This is a genomic window from Streptomyces sp. NPDC038213, assembly GCF_055600495.1.
Genome location: NZ_JBVJYM010000013.1, coordinates 90,879 through 111,924, shown reverse-complemented (window position 1 = coordinate 111,924; position 21,046 = coordinate 90,879). Strand labels below are relative to the sequence as shown.

The 21,046-nt window shown below is 73.3% G+C and carries 20 protein-coding genes and 2 tRNA genes; 12 read left to right on the top strand and 10 right to left on the bottom strand.

The window, feature by feature from the left end; translation table 11 throughout:
• Nucleotides 1-534 (bottom strand): NUDIX hydrolase, encoded by a 534-nt coding sequence (locus ACZ7JZ_RS19865; RefSeq protein WP_470940867.1) that lies wholly within the window; start codon nt 532-534, stop codon nt 1-3.
• Nucleotides 531-1,934, bottom strand: a complete 1,404-nt coding sequence (locus ACZ7JZ_RS19860) for a zinc-dependent metalloprotease (protein ID WP_470940865.1) — start codon at nt 1,932-1,934, stop codon at nt 531-533. Before ACZ7JZ_RS19860 ends, ACZ7JZ_RS19865 begins: the two co-directional genes overlap by 4 nt.
• Before the next feature lie 191 nt (nt 1,935-2,125).
• Here ACZ7JZ_RS19860 and ACZ7JZ_RS19855 point away from each other — a divergent pair, with 191 nt between their 5' ends.
• The 4 genes from ACZ7JZ_RS19855 (at nt 2,126) to ACZ7JZ_RS19840 (ending at nt 5,309) form a co-directional block, all read left to right on the top strand.
• Nucleotides 2,126-3,247 (top strand): SDR family oxidoreductase, encoded by a 1,122-nt coding sequence (locus ACZ7JZ_RS19855; RefSeq protein ID WP_470940864.1) that lies wholly within the window; start codon nt 2,126-2,128, stop codon nt 3,245-3,247.
• A gap of 193 nt (nt 3,248-3,440) precedes the next feature.
• On the top strand, nt 3,441-3,905 hold the full coding sequence (locus ACZ7JZ_RS19850; RefSeq protein ID WP_470940862.1) for a molybdenum cofactor biosynthesis protein MoaE: 465 nt from the start codon (nt 3,441-3,443) through the stop codon (nt 3,903-3,905).
• A gap of 123 nt (nt 3,906-4,028) precedes the next feature.
• A complete protein-coding gene (locus tag ACZ7JZ_RS19845) occupies nt 4,029-4,199 on the top strand; it encodes a hypothetical protein (RefSeq protein WP_470940860.1) in 171 nt (56 codons plus the stop codon).
• Between the two features lie 21 nt (nt 4,200-4,220).
• Nucleotides 4,221-5,309, top strand: coding sequence for a YlbL family protein (locus tag ACZ7JZ_RS19840; RefSeq protein ID WP_470940859.1), 1,089 nt, complete (start codon nt 4,221-4,223; stop codon nt 5,307-5,309).
• 44 nt (nt 5,310-5,353) lie between these two features.
• On the opposite strand, the gene ACZ7JZ_RS19835 is transcribed toward ACZ7JZ_RS19840, so the two are convergent.
• Nucleotides 5,354-5,935, bottom strand: coding sequence for a PPA1309 family protein (locus ACZ7JZ_RS19835; protein ID WP_470940858.1), 582 nt, complete (start codon nt 5,933-5,935; stop codon nt 5,354-5,356).
• A 129-nt stretch (nt 5,936-6,064) separates the two neighbouring features.
• On the opposite strand from ACZ7JZ_RS19835, the gene ACZ7JZ_RS19830 reads away from it, so the two are divergent.
• From ACZ7JZ_RS19830 to ACZ7JZ_RS19815, 4 genes are all read left to right on the top strand, one after another.
• On the top strand, nt 6,065-9,010 hold the full coding sequence (locus ACZ7JZ_RS19830; protein ID WP_470940981.1) for a UPF0182 family membrane protein: 2,946 nt from the start codon (nt 6,065-6,067) through the stop codon (nt 9,008-9,010).
• A 45-nt stretch (nt 9,011-9,055) separates the two neighbouring features.
• Nucleotides 9,056-9,129: transfer RNA gene (locus tag ACZ7JZ_RS19825), tRNA-Met, on the top strand.
• A 191-nt stretch (nt 9,130-9,320) separates the two neighbouring features.
• Nucleotides 9,321-11,144, top strand: coding sequence for a tetratricopeptide repeat protein (locus ACZ7JZ_RS19820; protein ID WP_470940856.1), 1,824 nt, complete (start codon nt 9,321-9,323; stop codon nt 11,142-11,144).
• Between the two features lie 87 nt (nt 11,145-11,231).
• Nucleotides 11,232-11,305 (top strand) — tRNA-Met (locus ACZ7JZ_RS19815).
• A gap of 138 nt (nt 11,306-11,443) precedes the next feature.
• On the opposite strand, the gene ACZ7JZ_RS19810 is transcribed toward ACZ7JZ_RS19815, so the two are convergent.
• Entirely contained in the window at nt 11,444-11,860 is a 417-nt protein-coding gene (locus ACZ7JZ_RS19810; protein ID WP_470940854.1) for a Fur family transcriptional regulator, read from the bottom strand.
• A 149-nt stretch (nt 11,861-12,009) separates the two neighbouring features.
• Between ACZ7JZ_RS19810 and ACZ7JZ_RS19805 the strand changes: the two genes are divergently transcribed.
• Nucleotides 12,010-13,479, top strand: coding sequence for a catalase (locus tag ACZ7JZ_RS19805; RefSeq protein ID WP_470940979.1), 1,470 nt, complete (start codon nt 12,010-12,012; stop codon nt 13,477-13,479).
• 82 nt (nt 13,480-13,561) lie between these two features.
• On the opposite strand, the gene ACZ7JZ_RS19800 is transcribed toward ACZ7JZ_RS19805, so the two are convergent.
• Nucleotides 13,562-13,954 (bottom strand): CBS domain-containing protein, encoded by a 393-nt coding sequence (locus ACZ7JZ_RS19800; RefSeq protein ID WP_470940977.1) that lies wholly within the window; start codon nt 13,952-13,954, stop codon nt 13,562-13,564.
• Between the two features lie 186 nt (nt 13,955-14,140).
• Nucleotides 14,141-14,944, bottom strand: coding sequence for a histidinol-phosphatase (gene hisN / locus ACZ7JZ_RS19795; RefSeq protein ID WP_470940852.1), 804 nt, complete (start codon nt 14,942-14,944; stop codon nt 14,141-14,143).
• 143 nt (nt 14,945-15,087) lie between these two features.
• Between hisN and ACZ7JZ_RS19790 the strand changes: the two genes are divergently transcribed.
• A complete protein-coding gene (locus ACZ7JZ_RS19790; RefSeq protein ID WP_470940975.1) occupies nt 15,088-15,672 on the top strand; it encodes a TetR/AcrR family transcriptional regulator in 585 nt (194 codons plus the stop codon).
• Nucleotides 15,673-15,763: 91 nt separating this feature from the next.
• Here the strand turns inward: ACZ7JZ_RS19790 and ACZ7JZ_RS19785 are convergent, their stop codons facing one another.
• From ACZ7JZ_RS19785 to ACZ7JZ_RS19770, 4 genes are all read right to left on the bottom strand, one after another.
• Nucleotides 15,764-16,087 (bottom strand): DMT family transporter, encoded by a 324-nt coding sequence (locus ACZ7JZ_RS19785; RefSeq protein ID WP_470940850.1) that lies wholly within the window; start codon nt 16,085-16,087, stop codon nt 15,764-15,766.
• 113 nt (nt 16,088-16,200) lie between these two features.
• The gene (gene rsgA, locus ACZ7JZ_RS19780) at nt 16,201-17,211 is read right to left on the bottom strand and encodes a ribosome small subunit-dependent GTPase A (protein WP_470940848.1); all 1,011 of its coding nucleotides are present in this window, start codon (nt 17,209-17,211) and stop codon (nt 16,201-16,203) included.
• Nucleotides 17,212-17,215: 4 nt separating this feature from the next.
• A complete protein-coding gene (gene aroA / locus ACZ7JZ_RS19775; protein WP_470940846.1) occupies nt 17,216-18,565 on the bottom strand; it encodes a 3-phosphoshikimate 1-carboxyvinyltransferase in 1,350 nt (449 codons plus the stop codon).
• A gap of 90 nt (nt 18,566-18,655) precedes the next feature.
• A complete protein-coding gene (locus ACZ7JZ_RS19770; protein ID WP_470940844.1) occupies nt 18,656-19,369 on the bottom strand; it encodes a M50 family metallopeptidase in 714 nt (237 codons plus the stop codon).
• Nucleotides 19,370-19,422: 53 nt separating this feature from the next.
• Here ACZ7JZ_RS19770 and ACZ7JZ_RS19765 point away from each other — a divergent pair, with 53 nt between their 5' ends.
• Together ACZ7JZ_RS19765 and ACZ7JZ_RS19760 are read left to right on the top strand one after the other, a co-directional pair.
• A complete protein-coding gene (locus ACZ7JZ_RS19765; protein ID WP_470940842.1) occupies nt 19,423-20,238 on the top strand; it encodes an SOS response-associated peptidase in 816 nt (271 codons plus the stop codon).
• A 17-nt stretch (nt 20,239-20,255) separates the two neighbouring features.
• Nucleotides 20,256-20,915, top strand: coding sequence for an alpha/beta hydrolase family protein (locus ACZ7JZ_RS19760; protein WP_470940840.1), 660 nt, complete (start codon nt 20,256-20,258; stop codon nt 20,913-20,915).
• Nucleotides 20,916-21,046 lie beyond the last annotated feature (131 nt).

Here is a 21,046-nt window from a genome sequence, read left to right as displayed (position 1 = left end):
TCACAGCCGCGCGCGCGTCGCCTCCAGCAGCCGCACCACGGACGCGTCCGCGACCTGCGCCACCTCGCCGTACCCGAACCAGCGCAGGTCCAGCGACTCGTCGCTGATCTCCGCGACGGCCTCCGGCGGGGCCAGCACCGCGTACTGCACGTCGAGGTGCCAGGAGCAGGGGCCCGGGATCGCATGCCGGTCCAGGCGCACCGGGCCGCCCGGCAGCAGCCGCAGGCCCGACGCGATCCCCGACTCCTCCACGGCCTCGCGCATCGCCGCGTCCTCCAGCGTCGCGTCGCCCGGCTCGCAGTGCCCGCCCATCTGGAGCCACATGCCGAGCTTCTTGTGCAGCGTCAGCAGCACCCGCTCCTGCTCCGGGTCCACCACCAGGGCGCTGCCCGTCAGGTGCCCCGCCGTGCACGGCTTGTACATCCCGTCCGGGTGCGCGGCCAGGTGCTCCAGGTAGACCTCGCGCAGTTCGGCCTGGTCCGCGTACTCCTTCAGTACGCGGACCGCGTCGTCGTACAGGTCGTACCCGCTCACTTCTGCTCTCCGGAACCCTCGGCGCCGCCCTCGTCGCGGCGCTCGGCGGCCTCGCCGAGCATCTTGTCGATCTCGGAGAAGTCCAGGTGCTCGCGGTGGACGAAACCGTCCGGGTCGTCGAGGTCCGAGGCCGTCGGCAGCATGTCCGGGTGCTCCCACAGGCCGTCGCGGCCGTCCACGCCGCGCGCGTCCGTGAGCGAGGCCCACAGGCGCGAGGCGTCCCGCAGCCGCCGGGGCCGCAGCTCCAGGCCGATCAGCGTCGCGAACGTCTGCTCCGCCGGGCCGCCCGAGGCGCGCCGCCGGCGCAGGGTCTCGCGCAGGGCGTCGGCCGAGGTCAGCCGGGGCTTGGCGGCCTCGTGCACCACCGCGTCCACCCAGCCCTCGACCAGCGCGAGCGCCGTCTCCAGCCGGGCCAGGGCCGCCTTCTGCTCCGGGGTGTCCTGCGGCTGGAACATGCCGCCCTGCAGGGCCTCCTGCAGCTGCTCCGGATTCGACGGGTCGAGCTGGCCGACCACGTCCTCCAGCTTGGAGGTGTCCACCTTGATGCCCCGGGCGTAGCCCTCGACCGCGCCGAACAGGTGCGAGCGCAGCCACGGCACGTGCGCGAAGAGGCGCTGGTGGGCGGCCTCGCGCAGGGCGAGGTACAGGCGCACCTCGTCCGACGGCACGCCGAGGTCCTTGCCGAAGGCCTCGATGTTCAGCGGCAGCAGGGCGGCCCTGCCCGCCGGGCCCAGCGGCAGGCCCACGTCCGTGGAGCCCACGACCTCGCCCGCGAGGGCGCCCACGGCCTGCCCGATCTGCTGGCCGAACATGGCGCCGCCCATGGAGCGCATCATGCCGAGCAGCGGGCCCGCCATGGCCTGCATCTCCTCGGGCAGCACGCTGCCCATCGCCGCGCCCACCCGCTCGGCGACCGGGTCGACGAGCTCCTTCCACACCGGGAGCGTCGCCTCGACCCACTCGGCGCGGCTCCAGGCCACGGCGATGCCCGCCCCGGAGGGCAGCGAGGTCACCCCGTCGAGCCACAGGTCGGCCAGGCGCACGGCCTCCTCGACCGCGGAGCGCTCGGCGATCCCGACACTGGCGTCCTTGACCCCGTCCGCCGTGCCCTGCGCCACGGTCTGGCGGGCGATGTCCTTGGCCATGTCCCAGTTCACGGGACCGCCCTCGTAGCTCAGCATCTGGCCGAGCTGCTGGAAGGCGGCGCCCAGGTCGCCCGGGTTCATCGCACCGAACATCGCGGCGAACGGGTTGTCCGCCCCGCCGGGCAGGCCCGGCCCGCCGAACCCGAACGGATTCGCGGGGCCGCCCTGGCCGCCCTGGCTGCCCTTCTTCCTGCCCTCGTCGCCGCTCTCCGGCTCCTCCGGCGGAAGGCCGAATCCGAATGGGGTGTCACTCACGGGTTTCCTCGGCTCGTAGGGCCGCCGGCACGGTACCGGCGGCGAAGGTCCGACTACACACCCAGCGTAGACACCGCGCCCGGTTCCGGGCTCGGTGCTCCGCCGACTGCTGGGCTGCGGCAGGATGGACAACACCTGGTAGGTACGCGTCAGGACGTGCACCTACTGAAGACAACCGCTGGAGACGCCCGGTGAGTTCCCCTGATCCTCAGGTTCGAGCAGTGCACGACCCCGAAATTCGCGCTGGGCGAAACGGCGGAGTGCGCGGCCCCGTGATCGCCGTGACCGGTGCCGCCTCGGGTGTCGGAGCCGCCCTCGTCCAGCGTCTGGCCGAGTCCGACGAGGTCAGACAGGTCGTCGCCATCGACGAGCGGCGCGGGGAGTGCGCAGCGGCCCAGTGGCACGTCCTCGACGTCCGCGACCCCGCCATCGCCGAGAAGCTCCGCGGCGCCGACGTGGTCGTCCACCTGGCCCTCGACCTCGACCTGGAGTCCGACCCCGCGGCCCGTACGGCGTACAACGTGCGCGGCACGCAGACCGTGCTCACCGCCGCGGCCGCCGCCGGGGTGCGCCGCGTCGTGCTCTGCACCTCCGCGATGGTCTACGGCGCGCTCCCCGACAACGACATCCCCCTCTCGGAGGACGCCGAGCTGCGGGCCACCGCCGAGGCCACCGGCGTCGGCGACCTGCTGGAGATCGAGCGCCTCGGCCGCCGCGCCCCCCGCGCGCACCCGGGCCTGAACGTGACCGTCGTCCGCCCCGCCGTGCTGGTCGGCGGTACGGACACCGCCCTGACCCGCTACTTCGAGTCCCCGCGGCTGCTGGTCGTGGCCGGCTCCCGGCCCACCTGGCAGTTCTGCCACGTGGAGGACCTGGTCAGCGCCCTGGAGTACGCGGCGCTGGAGAAGGTCGAGGGCGAGCTGGCCGTGGGCTGCGAGGGCTGGCTGGAGCAGGAGGAGGTCGAGGAGCTCAGCGGGATCCGCCGGATGGAGCTGCCCTCCGCGGTGGCCCTGGGCGCCGCCGCCCGGCTGCACCGCATCGGCCTGACCCCCTCCCCGGCCGGGGACCTCGCCTTCACGATGCACCCGTGGGTGGTCAGCGTCAGCCGGCTGCACGCGGCGGGCTGGCGCCCCCGGTGGACCAACGAGGAGGTCCTCGCGGAACTGCTCCAGGAGGTGTCCGGACGGCACACCGTCGCCGGCCGCCGGCTCGGCCGCAAGGACGCCACCGCCGCGGGCGCCGCCGGTGCGACCGTGGCCCTGCTCGGCGCGGCGGCCGTGGTGCGCCGGGCCCGCCGGCGCCGCGGGATCTGACCGGCGGGGACCCCGCACCGGCCCGCCCGGCCCCGCCGCGGCACGCGCCGCGCGCGCCCGCCGGACGGTCCGGCGGCGCGCCCGGGGCGCGGTCCGGCCTGAGGGTCCTGTAGAAGGCTCCATACCGCGACCGGCCACCGCCGGTCGAATCGGCTATTCCCCGTCGTCAGGGCCGTAGGGCACGATGGACGGCATGGAAGCAGCGACCTTCGACCACCCCGGCGAGCAGGCGGCAGCGGACCCCATCCGGCTGCTGGAGATCCGGGAGGCCCCGCTCTCGCTCGACGAGGTCTTCCGGGCCGTCGGCGACGACGAGACGGGCGGCACCACCCTCTTCGTGGGCACGGTCCGCAACCACGACGGCGGCGCCGACGTGGACTCCCTCGGCTACTCCTGCCACCCGACGGCCGAGGCGGAGATGCGCCGCGTGGCCGAGCGGGTGGCCGCGAAGTACCCCGTCCGCGCCCTGGCCGCCGTCCACCGTGTGGGCGACCTGGCGGTCGGCGACATCGCCGTCATCGTGGCGGTCTCCTGCCCGCACCGCGGCGAGGCCTTCGAGGCCTCCCGGATGCTGATCGACGACCTCAAGCACGAGGTGCCGATCTGGAAGCACCAGCGGTTCTCCGACGGTACGGAGGAGTGGGTCGGCGCCTGCTGAGCCCCCGGCCACCCGGCCGAGGCAACCCGATTTGCGTAACCCCGCTCCGGGCACGAGCGTTAGGAGCAACATCGCTCCGCAGTGGTCGTTCTGCGGTCGTACCCGGGGTAGGGAGGCAGGCCCGTGGCATCTCTCGCGTGGCTGTTGATTCCGCTGTTCGCCGCTGTCGGAGCCGCGATATGGGCCGGCTGGGCCGCCCGCGACCGCACCTCCGGCGACATATCGGAACTGGCCGGATACGCGAGGTTCCGGGAAGCCATGGGCCGGGAACACTCCGGGTCCGACGCCCTCTGAAGCTTCCCGTACTGTCGTTCCATGCCACGCCGCACCGCGACGATGCTCGCCTCCGTCCTGATGCTCTTCGGCTTGCTCATCGCCGGGGTCATGATCAAGGTCCCGTACTCCGAGATGAGCCCCGGGCCCACGGTGAACACGCTCGGCGAGGCCGACGGCGAGGCGGTCCTGCAGATCACCGGGCGCAAGACGTACCCGGCGGGCGGGCACCTGAACATGACCACGGTCCGCGTCACGGGCGCCGACTACAACATGAACCTCCTCGAAGCCGTCTTCGGCTGGCTCGCCCACGACAACACCGTCGTGCCGCACGAGAACCTCTATCCGGACGGCAAGACGGAGGAGCAGTCCACGCAGGAGAACGCCGAGGAGTTCTCCCAGTCCCAGGAGACCGCCAAGGTCGCCGCACTGCGCGAACTGGGCATCCCGGTCGCCACCCGCGTCGTCGTCGGCTCGGTCGTCAAGGACAGCCCCTCCGAGGGCAGGCTCCACGCGGGCGACGTGATCAGGGCCGTGGACGGGGTCGCGGTCAAGGCCCCCGAGGACGTGGCCGAGCTCGTCACGAAGCACAAGCCCGGTGAGAAGGTCGTCTTCACGATCGTCCCGGCCAAGGAGGCCGCGGCTGCCGAGAAGGCCCACCGCGCGCCCACCACCACCGAGAAGGTCACCGTCACGACGAAGGCGGCCGGCGAGGACGGGCACGCCATCGTCGGCATCCGGGCCAGCACCGACCACACCTTCCCGTTCACCATCGACATCAAGCTCGCCGACGTCGGCGGCCCCAGCGCCGGCCTGATGTTCGCGCTCGGCATCGTCGACAAGCTCACGCCCGGCGACCTGACCGGCGGGAAGTTCGTCGCGGGTACCGGCACCATCGACGAGCAGGGCAGGGTGGGCCCGATCGGCGGCATCCAGATGAAGACCATCGGGGCGCGCAACGCGGGCGCCCGCTACTTCCTCACCCCGGCGGACAACTGCGGGTCCGCGGCCAAGGACGTGCCCGACGGCCTGACCCTGGTGAAGGTGGACACCATCGCCGACGCCGTGGACTCCCTGGAGAAGATCGCGAAGGGGGACGCGGCCGGCCTGCCGCAGTGCAAGGCGGCCTGACGCCCCCGCCGGCCCCCGCAGCAGGCCTCAGCAGGCCGCGCGGGCTACGCGTCGAAGGTCGCCGCCAGCGCGTCGGCCAGCCCGGGCACCAGGTCCGCCCCGGTCAGCACCTCGCCCGCCGAGTCCTTGCCGCGCAGCCGTACGGCCGACTCGCGGGCGCCGTCGCGCAGCACGGCCACCGTCAGCCGCACCTCCTCGCGGTCCGGGTGCGTCGCCACCCACTGCGCCAGCTCCTTCTCGCTGACGTCGTTGGGCACGGACGCCTCCGCCGACGGCGGCAGCATCAGCCGCTCGACGGTCACGGCGCAGCCCGCGGCCATCTCGGGCCACACGATCGTGCCGAGGAACTTGTCGAGCTCGGCCCCGGCGGGCACCTCCTGGAGCTCCACGGGGGTCAGGGAGGCCGCCGGGGCGCCGGACAGCGGATCGGCGGGGGCGAGCTTGCGGGAGAGCCGCGGGCCCTGGGCCTGGGCCCGCAGCCGCTCGGTGTCGACGAGAGCGAAGACCCGGGCCGGCTGGTCCCAGCCGAGACCGGAGGCGTAATCGTCGATTTCGAGGACGGCACGGGTGAGCGGGCTCGCGGCCATCGGCGTACCGGAGGGGGAAACGTTGGACATGGACAACATCCTGCCTCCTTTCGGTGCGATACCGGGAACTGACTAAAGCCTCAGTAAGTTGCAGGAGTGGGCTCTACGATCGGGGGCCCGCTCAACAAAGACACTGCGACTTTCGAGGTGCGCACCTTGGCTTTCCAGATGCCGGACCGCGGCGGAGGCCCCTCCGGGCCACGGATCAGAGTCGGCCGCCCGTCCCGGCGTGCCCGGACCCTGCTCATGACCCTGGGCGTCCTGGCCGTACTGGCCATGGCGTTCATCATGTTCGCGGGATTCTGGACCGACTGGCTCTGGTACCGGTCCGTACAGTATTCGTCCGTCTTCACCACCACCCTGTGGACCAAGGTCGGGCTGTTCGCGGTCTTCGGACTGCTCATGGCCGGGGCCGTCGGGTTCAACATCTGGCTGGCCCACCGGCTGCGGCCGCCGCTCAGCGCGATGTCGCTGGAGCAGCAGAGCCTCGACCGCTACCGGATGGGCATCGCCCCCTTCAAGAAGTGGCTGCTCATCGCGATCGCGGCGCTGGTCGGCCTGATCGCCGGAGCCTCGGCCGCCGGCCAGTGGCGCACCTGGCTGATGTACGTGAACGGCGTGCCGTTCGGCACGAAGGACCCCCAGTTCCAGCTGGACGTGTCCTTCTACGCCTTCGAGCTGCCCTGGTACCGCTTCCTGCTCGGCTTCGGCTTCGCCGCCGTCGTCCTGTCGCTGATCGCCGCCGCCGTCGTGCACTACCTGTACGGCGGACTGCGGATCACGAGCCCGGGCGCCCGCGCGACCTCCGCCGCCACCGGGCACCTGTCGGTGCTGCTCGGCCTCTTCGTCGCGCTCAAGGCCGTCGCGTACTGGCTCGACCGGTACGGCCTGGCCGTCAAGTCCAGCGACTTCAAGGCCGCCGACAACTGGACCGGCCTGCGGTACGTCGACGCCAACGCCTACCTGCCCGCCAAGACCATCCTCTTCTGCATCGCCGCGATCTGCGCCGTGCTGTTCTTCGCCACCCTGTGGCGGCGCACCTGGCAGCTCCCGGTGATCGGCTTCGGCCTGATGGTGCTCTCGGCGATCCTGATCGGCGGCCTGTACCCGGCCATCGTCCAGAAGTTCCAGGTCCAGCCGAACGAGCAGGCCAAGGAAGCGGCGTACGTCGAGAAGAACATCAAGGCGACCCGCGAGGCCTACGGGATCGTGGACTCCGAGGTCAAGGAGTACCCCGGCGTCAGCACGACCGAGGACAAGACGAAGCTCCGCAAGGACGCCGACACCACGGCGAGCATCCGCCTCCTCGACCCGAACATCGTCTCCCCGACCTTCCAGCAGCTCCAGCAGATCAAGGGCTACTACGGCTTCCCGTCCACGCTGGCCGTGGACCGGTACAAGGGCCAGGACACGGTCATCGGCCTGCGCGAGCTGAACCTGGCCGGCATCCCGAAGAACAACTGGATCAACGACCACTTCAAGTACACGCACGGTTACGGCGTGGTCGCGGCCAAGGGCACCGAGGCGGACCGCGAGGGCCGCCCCGTCTTCACCCAGTCCGACCTGCCCTCCAAGGGCGAGTTCGGCACCGACTTCGAGCAGCGCATCTACTACGGCGAGATGACGAAGCAGTACTCGATCGTCGGCGGCCCGCAGAAGGAGCTCGACTACTCCGACGACAGCGGCGAGAAGGAGACGAGCTACCGGGGCAAGAGCGGCGTCAGCCTCGACAACCCGGTCAACCGCGCCGCGTACGCCCTGGCGTTCAGCGAGCCGCAGATCCTCTACTCCGGGGCCATCGGCGAGGGCTCGCGCATCCTGTACAACCGCACGCCGAAGGAGCGCGTCGAGTCCGTCGCCCCCTGGCTGACCATCGACGGCGCCGCCTACCCGGCCGTCATCGAGGGCCGCGTGCAGTGGATCGTCGACGCCTACACGACGACCAACGGCTACCCGTACGCCTCGCGCACCACGCTCGGCGACACCACGGCCGACTCGCTGACCAACCAGCAGCGCGCGGTCGTCGCCCAGGAGAACCGGGTCAACTACATCCGCAACTCCGTCAAGGCCACCGTCGACGCGTACGACGGCACGGTCCGGCTGTACCAGTGGGACACCAAGGACCCGGTCCTCAAGACCTGGATGAAGGCCTTCCCCGGCACGGTCAAGGCCAAGAGCGAGATCTCCAAGCCGCTCATGGAGCACATGCGCTACCCGCAGGACCTCTTCAAGGTCCAGCGCGAGCTGCTGACCCGCTACCACGTCACCGACCCGCAGACCTTCCTCAGCGGCTCGGAGGTCTGGGCGGTCCCCAACGACCCGACCACCAAGGCCGACAACGCCGTCCCGCCGTACTACCTGTCCATGAAGATGCCGGGCCAGCCCCAGCCGGGCCAGGTCTTCTCGCTGACGACGACGTTCACGCCGAACGGCCGCGACAACCTGAGCGCCTTCATGGCGGTCAACGCCGACCCCGCCACGAGCGACTACGGCAAGATCAGGATCCTGAAGCTGCCGACCAGCAGGACGGTCGACGGGCCCAAGCAGGTACAGAGCCAGTTCAACTCGGAGCAGAAGATCGCCGAGTCGATCAGGCTGCTGCGCGGCGGCGACTCCGAGGTCGAGTACGGCAACCTGCTCTCGGTGCCCCTCGACGGCGGAATGCTGTACGTGGAGCCCGTGTACGTCCGCGGCGGCGGCCTGAAGTACCCGCTGCTGCGCAAGGTCCTGGTGACCTACGGGGGCAACACCGCCTTCGAGGACACCCTGGAGAAGGCGCTCAACGTGGTCTTCGGGGCCGAGGCGCCGAGCACGACCCCGCCGGGCGACGGCACCCAGCCGCCCGTCACGACCCCGGGCGACCCGACGGTCAAGCAGGCCCTCGCCGATGCGGCGAAGGCCCTCGCGGAGGCCGACAAGGCCATGAAGGCCGGGGACTGGGCCGCCTACGGCCGGGCCCAGGACGCCCTGGAGGCCGCGCTCCAGCGGGCCCAGGACGCCGAGGCGAAGGCCGCACAGCCCAAGCCGGGCGCGGGCGCGACGCCCCCGGCCAAGCCCGCGCCGCAGTCCACGCCGACACCGAAGGCGACCCCCTCGGCCGGAGGCGGATCTTAACGATTGAAGGCTTCACCCCGCAGCGTGGTACGGTGGTTTCACCGACGCGGGGTGGAGCAGCTCGGTAGCTCGCTGGGCTCATAACCCAGAGGTCGCAGGTTCAAATCCTGTCCCCGCTACTGAAGACGAGGCCCGGATCCACTGGATCCGGGCCTTCGTCATATGCCGGTTTTCCCCAGCGTCACCCGGGAGGGGGCTTTGACCCGGGAGCGTGTTTGACTTGTCTCTCTGTGGGCATGTCGACAAAACGCTGTAGTGACCTCACTGGCTGCGACATACCAGGTGTACGCGGGTTGCAGGTGATGCGACGATGGGATTTATGGGGGACAGGTCAACTCTGCTGGAGACAGGGCGGTTTGTGCGGGCGGAATCCGACGAGAACACGACCACGGGTGCCGAGGCACTGCTCGCCGAGGCCGTTGACACCGCGCTGACCGAAGCGGTGGCCGACGTCGAGCTGGAGGCCCGGCACCGTGCGGCCGCCGACGCGGGCGACACCGCCTCCATGAGCGTGCTCGGCGCCTCCCTGCTGCGCCGCGGGGACCTGGACGCCGCCGAGCCGTACCTGCGCGGCGCCACCGCCACCGGCGACCGGGCCGCCGCCAACAACCTCGGCGTCCTCCTCCACCAGCGCGGCTACCCCGAGGAAGCCGCGGGCTGGTGGCGGATCGCCGCCGTCGCCGGCTCCGCCGCCGCGGGCCACGCCCTGGGCCGGCACTACCGCGAGCGCGGCGACGAGCCCGCCGCCGAGTACTGGCTGCGCCAGTCCGCCGAATCCGGCCACATGCTGGGCGCCTACGCCCTCGCCGACCTCCTGGAGCACCGCGGCGACGACCCGGCCGGCACCGAGCGCTGGCTGCGCGCCGCCGCCGAGCAGGGCCACCGCGAGGCCGCGTACCGCCTCGCCCGGCTGCTGCGCGGCGGCCGCCCCGCCGAGGCCGAGCAGTGGTACCGGCAGGCCGCCGCCCGCGGGCACCGCCGCGCCGCCCTGCACCTGGGCACCCTCCTGGAGGCCCGCGGCGAGCTCGACGAGGCCGGCCGCTGGTACCTGACCTCCGCCAAGCAGGGCGAGGCCCGCGCCGCCTGCGCCCTCGGCTTCCTGCTGCGCGACCGGGGCGACGAGGACGGGGCCGCCTCCTGGTGGCTGCGCGCCGCCGAGGACGGCAACGGCAACGCCGCCAACGCCCTCGGCGCCCTGCACGCCGCCCGCGGCGAGACCCAGACCGCCGAGAAGTGGTACCGCGCCGCCATGGACGCCGGGGACCACAACGGCGCCTACAACCTCGGCCTGCTGTGCGCCGCGCAGGACCGGATCCCGCAGGCCGAGCAGTGGTACCGGCGCGCCGCCTACGCCGGGCACCGCGAGGCCGCCAACGCCCTCGCGATCCTCCTCCTCCAGGCGGGGGACCCGACGGGGGCCGAGCCCTGGTTCTCCAAGGCCGCCGAAGCGGGCAGCGTGGACGCCGCCTTCAACCTGGGCATCCTCTTCGCCGGCCGCGACGACGACCGCACCGCCCTCAAGTGGTACGAGCGCGCCGCCTCCGCCGGACACACCGACGCCGCCCTCCAGGTCGGCATCGCCCTGGTCCGCGACGGCGAGGAGCGCGCCGCGGAGCGGCACCTGCGGTGCGCCGCGGGCGGCGGCAGCGCCGAGGCCGCCTTCCGGCTGGCCGCCCTGCTGGAATCGCTGTCCCCGCCGCCCGAGGCCCCGGCCCTGGGCGAGCCCGCGGCCGCGAAGACCGAGAGCGAGGAGTGGTACGAGCGCGCCGCCGAGCAGGGCCACCGCCGGGCCCAGGTCCGCGTCGGGATGCTCGCCGCAGGCCGGGGCGAGCTGGGCGCCGCCGCCCGCTGGTACCGGGAGGCGGCCCAGGCGGGCAGCCGCAACGGCGCCTTCAACCTCGGCCTGCTGCTGGCCCGCGAGGGCGCCGAGCCGGAGGCCGCCCTGTGGTGGACCCGCGCCGCGGTGGCCGGGCACGGCCGCGCGGCCCTGCGCCTCGGGCTGCTCGCCGCCCGGCACGGGGACCTGAACGAGGCCCGCAAGTGGTGCGCGCGGGCCGTGGAGCTGGGACCGGCCGAGGTGGCCGGGCGGGCGGCGCGGCTGCGCGAGGCCCTGGACGAGGAACTCACGGCCTGAGGGCGCGGCCCGGCACCAGGGCCGCGCCGGCCGGCGCACCACCGATTTGCGCTGGTCGGGGGCTTCGCGTAACGTGAGGTTCACCGACGCGGGGTGGAGCAGCTCGGTAGCTCGCTGGGCTCATAACCCAGAGGTCGCAGGTTCAAATCCTGTCCCCGCTACTGAAGGCGAGGCCCGGATCCAGGGAACTGGATCCGGGCCTTCGTCGTATCCGGAAGGCCGGAAGGCCAGTACGGGAGCCGGGTACGGAGGAGCCCCCCGGCGGACCGGGGGGCTCCGTCACGTCCCGTCCGTGCCGTTCAGGCCTTCGCGCAGTTCGGGCAGATGCCGCGGTACGTGACCTCGACGGCCGACACGGTGAAGCCGAAGCGCTCCGAGTCGGGCAGGTCCACCAGCGGGTCTCCGGCCGGGTGCACGTCCCGGATCGCCCCGCACTGCGCGCACACCAGGTGCTGGTGGGGGCGGTGGGCGTTGGGGTCGTACCGCTTGGCGCGGCGGTCCGTGGAGACCTCCAGGACCTCGCCGAGGGTCACCAGCTCGCCCAGGGTGTTGTAGACCGTCGCCCGCGAGATCTCGGGCAGTTTCGCCACGGCGCGCGCGTGGACCTCGTCGGCCGTCAGGTGCACGTGGTCGCCGTCGAGCACCTCGGCCACGACGCGCCGCTGTGCGGTCATGCGCCAGCCGCGTCCGCGAAGTCGATCCAGCAGGTCACTCATGGACGCCAGCCTAACAGTGAGGGGATCCGGTGTAGATCCCGAACGGGTGTGGACTTGGATGGACCATGGGATTGGATGCTTACTTGACTTAGACAATGTCTATTGTAGGGTCGGATCCGGAAACAGCCGAGGGACAGGACGTGCCCGAGATGACCCAGGAGGCGCACGTGACGCAGGGACCGCTCACCACCGAGGCCGGAGCCCCGGTCGCCGACAACCAGAACAGCGAGACGGCCGGAGTCGGCGGCCCCGTGCTGGTCCAGGACCAGCTCCTGCTGGAGAAGCTCGCCCACTTCAACCGCGAGCGGATCCCGGAGCGCGTGGTGCACGCCCGCGGCGCCGGCGCGTACGGCACCTTCACCGTCACCGCCGACGTCACCGCGTACACCCGCGCCGCGTTCCTCTCCGAGGTCGGCAAGCAGACCGAGACCTTCCTGCGGTTCTCCACCGTGGCGGGCAACCTGGGCGCGGCCGACGCCGTGCGCGACCCCCGCGGCTGGGCGCTGAAGTTCTACACCGAGGAGGGCAACTACGACCTCGTCGGCAACAACACCCCCGTGTTCTTCATCAGGGACGCGATCAAGTTCCCGGACTTCATCCACACCCAGAAGCGCGACCCGTACACCGGCTCCACCGAGGCGGACAACGTCTGGGACTTCTGGAGCCTGTCGCCCGAGTCCACGCACCAGGTGACCTGGCTCTTCGGCGACCGCGGCATCCCCGCCTCGTACCGCCACATGAACGGCTACGGCTCGCACACCTTCCAGTGGAACAACGAGGCCGGCGAGGTCTTCTGGGTCAAGTACCACTTCAAGACCGACCAGGGCATCGCGAACCTCACGCAGGCCGAGGCCGACGCGCTGGCCGGCGCCGACCCGGACAGCCACCAGCGCGACCTGCGCGAGTCCATCGAGCGCGGGGAGTTCCCGAGCTGGACCGTGCAGGTGCAGATCATGCCGGCGGCCGACGCGGCGGAGTACCGCTTCAACCCGTTCGACCTCACCAAGGTGTGGCCGCACGAGGACTACCCGCCGGTCGAGATCGGCCGCCTGGAGCTCAACCGGAACCCGGAGAACATCTTCGCCGAGGTCGAGCAGTCGGTCTTCAGCCCGGCGCACTTCGTGCCCGGCATCGGCCCGTCCCCGGACAAGATGCTCCAGGGCCGCCTCTTCGCGTACGGCGACGCGCACCGCTACCGCGTCGGCATCAACGCCGACCACCTGCCGGTGAACCGCCCGCACGCCACCGAGGCGCGCACCCACTCCCGCGACGGGTTCCTGTACGACGGCCGCCACAAGGGCGCGAAGAACTACGAGCCGAACTCCTTCGGCGGTCCGCAGCAGACCGGCCGCCCGCTGTGGGAGCCGGTCCCGCTGGCCGGCGCCACCGGCAACCACGCCGCCCCGGTGCACGCGGAGGACGACGACTTCGTGCAGGCGGGCAACCTGTACCGGCTGATGTCCGAGGACGAGCAGGGCCGCCTGGTGGCGAACCTGGCCGGGTTCCTCGCCAAGGTGTCCCGCGAGGACATCGTCGAGCGCGCCGTCGGCAACTTCCGGGCGGCGGACGAGGACTTCGGCAAGCGGCTCGACGCCGCCGTCCAGGCCCTGCGCGGCTGACGGGCGCCTGCCGCAGCGAAACGGCGGGCCGCACCCCCGAGGGGGTGCGGCCCGCCGCCGCGTCCGGCCCCGGCGGGGGCTCCTACGCGGCCACCGTGCGCCGGGCGGGCACCCAGCAGCGGATCACGTCGCGGACGGACACGATGCCCACCGCGCCGCCGCCCTCCAGCACGATCAGGTGCCGGAAGCCGCCGTGGACCATGGCCTCGGCGGCCTCCTGGAGGGTGGCGTCCGGGGTGCAGAACACCACGTTGTTGGTGGTGTGGGCGGCGACGGTCTCGCGGTCGGGGTCGTGCCCCGCGCCCAGGGAGTTGAGGATGTCGCGCTCGGTCAGGATGCCGATGCCGCTGGTGTCGGGGTCGAGGACGACCGCCGCCCCGACCCTGCGGCCGGACATCAGGCAGGCGGCCTGCCGGAGGGTGTGGGCGGGGCCGAGGGTCAGGATCAGTGTGCTCATGGCGTCGCGGACGAGCATGAAGAGAGCCACCTCCTAGGAGAGACCCCCGCTTCGGCGGAGCGCCGGATCGCCCGTACCGCGCCGCCGGATGCGGACACCGGCTTCGAGAACGGATTCACAAGCGCACAAGCGGAGGATTCTCAGATTCCCACGACCCCTCTGCGTCATCAAGGGGGCACGCTCGGCGAGCGGGGGCGCGGGGGCTCAGCCGCGGGCGCGCAGGAACCCGAGCATCTCGTCGTGCAGCAGGCCGTTCGAGGCGGCCGCGTTGCCGCCGTCCACCCCGTCCACGCCGTCGACGCTGGTGAACCGGCCGCCCGCCTCCTGCACCACGACGGCGATGGCCGCCATGTCCCACAGGTTCAGCTCCGGCTCCGCGCACAGGTCGAGGGAGCCCTCGGCGACCATCATGTACGGCCAGAAGTCCCCGTACCCGCGGGTCCGCCAGCAGGCGCGGGTCAGGTCCAGGAAGCCCGGCAGCCGGCCCTGCTCCTCCCAGCCGCTCAGCGAGGAGTAGGCGAACGAGGCGTCGGAGAGCGAGCCCACCTTCGAGACCCCGATGCGGGCCTCCTCGGCCAGGCTGCCGCCCGTGAAGGCGCCGGAGCCCTCGGCGGCCCACCAGCGGCGGCCCAGGGCGGGGGCCGAGACCACCCCGACCACCGGCCGGAACCGGCCGTCCGCGTCCGCCTCCATGAGCGAGATCAGGGTGGCCCAGACCGGCACCCCGCGCACGTAGTTCTTCGTCCCGTCGATGGGGTCCACGACCCAGCGCCGCGGGCCCGATCCGACCAGCCCGTACTCCTCGCCCAGGATGGCGTCCGCGGGCCGGGCCTCCTCGATCAGCCGGCGCACGACGGCCTCCGTGGCCGTGTCCGCCTCGCTCACCGGGGTCATGTCCGGCTTCGTCTCCACCTTCAGGTCGAGGGCCCGGAAGCGGGCCGTCGTGACCGCGTCGGCGGCGTCGGCGAGGGCGTGGGCGAGGCGCAGATCATCGTCATACTCGGGCATGGCCGAACAGTATCGGCACCCGTCCGGGCCGACCACACGGCCCGGCGCTCCGCCGGGCAGGCGCCCTTGACACCGTGTCGCGGCCCGTCAACGCTGGCCGGTATGGCAGTTCCCCCGGGCGGCCCCGGGGGAGGGAGGCGATGATGCCGACAGCGCGGGATTCCTTGCTCGAAGCGGCGCAGACGGCGCTGGCAGGCAGGCCCTGGCCCGCCGTGCGCATGGTCGACGTGGCCGCGGCCGCCGGGGTGTCCCGGCAGACCCTCTACAACGAGTTCGGGGGGAAGGACGGCCTCGCGCGGGCGCTCGTGCGGCGCGAGGCCGACTGGTACCTCGCCGGGGTGGACCGCGCCCTCGGCGCACCCGCCGGGCCGGGGGAGCGGCTGGCGGCCGTGGCCGAGTGGACGGTGTCCGCCGCGCGGGTCCGGCCGCTCTTACGGGCCCTGCTGACCGGGTCCTGGGACGGTGCCCTGCCGGCGCCCGGACCGCCGGGGCAGCCCGGCGGGCTGCCCGCCCAGCGGCGCGGGCCGGGCGCGGTGCCGGGCCCCGCGGAGCTGGCGCGGGCCGTGCGGGAGCGGGCGGCGGCCGCGCTGGACGGCGGCGAGGAGACCGCGCGCCGCTGCGAGCTGGCCGTGCGGCTGGCCCTGTCGTACGTGATCGCACCGGGCGAGGAGGCGGCGGGGGCGCCGATCCGGGCCCTGCTGGCGCTGGCGGACCCCGTACGGGGATGAGCGCCGCCGGACCGGCCGGCCGCCCGGGGGCGGTGGCTGCCGTACCGCGGACCGGCCGGTCCGCGGTACGGGCCGGACGGCCGGGGGCCGGTCAGTGGGCGGAGCCGGACAGCTGGAGGCCGATCACCCCGGCGATGACCAGCGAGATCGAGACGATCTTCAGCACGGACACCACGTCCCCCAGGAAGATCATCCCGTAGATCGCCGTGCCCGCGGCGCCGATGCCCGTCCAGACCGCGTACGCCGGCCCCACGTCGAGCTTCTTCAGGGCCAGGGTGAGCAGTCCGAAGCTGCCCAGGGCGAAGGCGGCGAAGGCGATCGTCGGCCACAGCCGGGTGAACCCGTGCGACAGCTTGAGGCAGACCGCGAAACCCGTCTCCAGCAGCCCTGCGACGACAACCAGCAGCCATGCCATGGGCCACGCCTCCCGCGTCCGGTGACAGCTTTCCGGTGACTCCCCGGTGACACGGCAGCGCGCCACGTGGTGCGATTATGCATTGACCAGACATGCCGCCCGGCAAACCAGGATCAGTCGCCCTCGCGCCGCTCACGGGTCGCCAGCAGCCGCCGCAGCGAGTACAGCCGCGCCGGATCGGCGTGCCCGTCGGCCACCCACTGGTCCAGTGCGCAGTCCGGCTCGTCGTGGCTGCACGCCCGCGGACAGCCCTCCGTACCCGGCTCCAGGTCCGGGAAGGCGAGGATGACCCGGGAGGGCTCGATGTGGTGCAGGCCGAACGAGCGCACGCCGGGGGTGTCGATGACCCAGCCCTCCACCCCGGGCAGCGGCAGCGCCAGCGCCGAGGTGGTGGTGTGCCGGCCCCGGCCGGTGACGGCGTTGACGTGGCCCGTGGCCCGCTGCCGGTCGGCCGCGACCAGGGAGTTCACCAGGGTGGTCTTGCCGACGCCCGAGTGGCCCACGAAGGCGGTGATCCGGCCGGCCAGGCGCTCGCGCACCCGGTCCGCCGCCTCCCCGGCCGCGAGCTCCTCGCGGTTGGTGACCACGTAGTCCACGCCGAGCGTCGCGTACGTCTCCAGCAGCTTGTCCGCCGAGGCCAGGTCGGACTTGGTGAGTACCAGCAGCGGTTCGAGGCCCGCGTCGTACGCGGCCACCAGGCAGCGGTCGATCATCCGGGGCCGCGGCTCCGGGTCGGCCAGCGCCGTCACGATCGCGAGCTGGTCGGCATTGGCCACCACCACGCGCTCGTACGGGTCGTCGTCGTCGGCGGTGCGCCGCAGCACCGACCTGCGCTCCTCGATGCGCACGATCCGCGCCAGGGTGTCCTTCTTCCCGGACAGGTCGCCGACGATCCAGACCCGGTCGCCGACCACCGCCGCCTTGCGGCCCAGCTCGCGGGCCTTCATCGCGGTGACCGTGCGGTCCTCGACCAGGCAGGTCAGCCTGCCCCGGTCGACGGTGAGGACGAAGCCCTCGGAGGCGTCCTCGTGCTTGGGCCGGATGCTCGTCCGGGGCCGGTTGCCCTTGCGGTTGGGGCGGGCCCGGATGTCGTCCTCGTCGGTGTGCTTCCCGTACCGGCGCATCGGACTACGCTCCCGCTCCCGCGAGCATGTCCGACCACATGCGCGGGAAGTCGGGGAGGGTCTTCGCGGTCGTGGCCACGTTCTCCACCCGCACCCCGTCCACGGCCAGGCCGATCACTGCACCCGCGGTCGCCATCCGGTGGTCGTCGTAGGTGTGGAAGACCCCGCCGTGCAGGGGGCGGGGGCGGATCCGCAGGCCGTCCGCGGTCTCGGTCACGTCGCCGCCGAGGCCGTTGATCTCCCGGGTCAGGGCCGCCAGCCGGTCGGTCTCGTGCAGGCGCAGGTGCGCGACCCCGCGCAGCACCGACTCCGAATCGGCGAGCGCGGCCACGGCCGCGATGCCCGGGGTCAGCTCGCCGACCTCGCTCAGGTCCACGTCGATGCCGTGGATCTTGCCGGTGCCGGAGAAGACCAGGCCCTCGTCGGTCAGCTCGCAGGAGCCGCCCATCTCGGTGAAGATCGTCCGCAGCGCGTCGCCGGGCTGCGTGGTGCGGTGCGGCCAGTCCGGGACGGTGACCGTGCCGCCCGTGATCATCGCGGCGGCCAGGAACGGCTGGGCGTTCGACAGGTCCGGCTCCACGACCAGGTCGCGGCCCCGCAGGGCGCCGGGGGCCACCCGCCACACGTTCGGCCCGCCGCCGGACTCGGGGGTGTCGACCTGTGCGCCCGCCGCGCGCAGCATCTCCACCGTCATCCGGATGTGGGGCATCGAGGGCAGGGTGCGGCCGGTGTGCCGGACCTCCACGCCCTGGTTGAACCGCGGGGCCGACAGCAGCAGCGCGGAGACGAACTGCGAGGAGTTCGAGGCGTCGATCTCGACCACCCCGCCGTCCAGGGCCCCGCCGCCGTGCACGGTCATCGGCAGGGCGCCGCGGCCGTCGTCGTCGATCCGGGCGCCGAGGGCGCGCAGCGCGGAGATGACCTGGCCGAGGGGGCGCTCGTACGACCGGGGGTCCCCGTCGAAGCGGACCGGGCCGTCGGCGAGGGCGGCCACCGGCGGCAGGAAGCGCATGACCGTGCCCGCATTGCCGACGTCCACGGTCGCCGGGCCGCGCAGGGCCGCCGGGATGACCCGCCAGGCCTCGCCCGTCGCACCCTCGCCCGCGGAGCTGGAGGACACCGTCTCCTCGATGCCCACGCCCAGGGCGCGCAGCGCGTCCGACATCAGCTGGGAGTCCCGCGAGCGCAGCGGGCGGCGCACCCAGCCCGGCTCGGCCGCGAGGGCGGCGAGGACCAGGGCGCGGTTGGTGACCGACTTGGAGCCCGGGACGGTGACGGTGGCGCGTACCGGCGCCTCCGCGAGGGGGGCGGGCCAGAGGTCGTGGGGCGCGGTGGGCGCCGGGGTGTCGGTCATGACCCTCATTTTAGTGCCCTGCGCCGGGCCCGGATCTTGATCGTCCGCCCGTCTCGGAGTCTGGGCGGCCCGGACTCCGGGCGCCCGGGGTCACAGCCCCAGCAGCCAGCGCCCGCCGCCGGTCAGGGAGGTCAGCGTGACCACGTGGAAGAAGGCGAGCCACACCCCGGGGGGCGTGTGCGTGAGCCGGCCCAGCTGGTCGGCGTCGGAGTCGGGGGCCCCGCCGCCGCGCCGCTTGGCCTGGAGCTCGAAGGGCGGCCGGACCCCGCCCAGGAGCAGGAACCACACCACGGCGTACGCGAACGCCGACTGGATCCCCGCCGGCGCGAGCCAGGACACCAGGACGAAGGTCCCGCCGGTCAGGAGCACGGTCAGGACCCCGTAGGCGTTGCGGACCATCACCAGGACCGCCAGCAGCAGGGCCGTCGCCAGCCACAGCAGCAGCGTGACCCGGTGCGCCGACAGCAGCCAGGCCCCGCCCAGGCCCAGCAGCGAGGGGGCGGTGTACCCGGCCGCGGCCGTCAGGATCATCCCGGGCCCGGTGGGCCGCCCGCGGCTGACGGTCAGCCCGCTGGTGTCGGAGTGCAGCCGGATCGCGGTCAGCCGCCGCCGGGTCAGTACGGCGGCCAGCGCGTGGCCCCCCTCGTGCGCGATGGTGACGGCGTTGCGCGAGACCAGCCACAGGGGGCGCGGGACGACCACGGCCAGGGCGGCGAGGGCCGTCACGGCCACGAGCCACTGCTCGGGGGCGGGCTGTATGCCGGTGAGCCGGTCCCAGAGGCCGGCCACGGAGGTGCTGTCCATCAGGTGGCCTGCTCCTTGCGGTGGGGGTCGGATGCCATGGCAGTGTGGCAGCCATGTGCGGACGGTATGCAGCGAGTCGTGGACCGGAGGACCTGGCGGAGGCCTTCGGGATCGAGAGGTGGGAGCCGGAGGAGGTGCTGGCCCCCGACTGGAACGTGGCCCCCACGAAGAAGGTCCACGTGGTCCTCGACCGCCCCCTGAAAGACGCGGGGGACGGCCGTCCGGTTCGCCAGCTGCGCTCCCTCACCTGGGGGCTCGTACCGTCCTGGGCCAAGGACTCCCAGGGCGCCGCCCGGATGATCAACGCCCGCTCGGAGACCCTCCACGAGAAGCCGTCCTTCCGCGGCCCCTTCGCGCAGCGCCGCTGCATCGTCCCCGCCGACGGGTACTACGAGTGGGTCACCGGCGCCGACGAGCGCGCACTGGAGGTCGAGGGCCGCCGCAAGCGGCCGCGCAAGCAGCCGTACTTCGTGCTCCCCGCCGACGGCTCGGTCCTCGCCATGGCCGGGATATACGAGTTCTGGCGCGACCCCGCCCTGCCCGACGGCCACCCCGCGGCCTGGTGGGCCACCTGCTCGGTGATCACCGCCGAGGCCGAGACGGCCCCGCTCGCCGTGGCCCCCGCGGAGGGGCCGCGCAGCCTCGCCGACATCCACCCGCGGATGCCGCTGGTGCTCACCCCGGACCGCTGGGACGCCTGGCTGGACCCGGCGCGGACCGCCACGCACGAGCTGCGGGCCCTGCTGGAGCCCCCGCCGGGCGGGCTCATGCGCGCCTACTCGGTCTCCACGGCCGTCAGCAACGTGCGCAACAACGGCCCCGAACTGCTCGCCGAGCTGGCCGCGCCGGAAGTGGAAACCCTGTTCTGACCAGGCAGGATGGGGCCATGACGCGTATCCGGACAGTGGACACCCCGGCAGGAGGGGCCAGGATCACCTGGACCGCGGACGGCCCGGCGCGGCCGCGGGCCGTACTCGCCCTCGGCCACGGCGCCGGCGGCGGCATCGAGGCCCGCGACCTCCAGGCCCTGGCCGCCGCCCTGCCCGCCCGGGGCATCGCCGTGGCCCTCGTGGAGCAGCCCTGGCGGGTGGCCGGCAAGAAGGTGGCGCCCGCGCCGAAGACCCTCGACGAGGGCTGGCGGGGCCTGTGGCCCGCGCTCGCGGAGCCCGGACTGCCCGTGGTCGCCGGCGGGCGCAGCGCGGGCGCGCGCGTGGCCTGCCGGACCGGCCGCGAACTGGGGGCGGCCGCGGTGCTCGCCCTGGCCTTCCCGCTGCACCCGCCGGGCCGCCCCGAGCGCTCGCGGGCCGCGGAGCTCGCGGAGGCGGGCCTGCCCGCGCTGGTCGTCCAGGGCGGCCGGGACCCCTTCGGGCGGCCCGAGGAGTTCCCCGCGGGCGCCCACGGGCTCGTGGAGGTGCCCGGTGCGGACCACGGCTTCGCCGTGCCGAAGCGGACCCCGCCGGGCGGGCTCGGCCAGGAGGCCGCGCTGGAACTCCTCACCGCGGCCGTCGCGGACTGGCTGGACGGCGTCCTGGCGGGCACGCCGTAGGGCGCGCGCCTGGACCTCCCCGGCACCCGCCGCCCTTGAGCCGCGGTGGAAGTGGCGCACGCCACGGGAATGTGCCGGAGGGGTTCGTGGTTGTGCCAGACGTCGGTACGTACAGCACAGCCAGAGGAGAA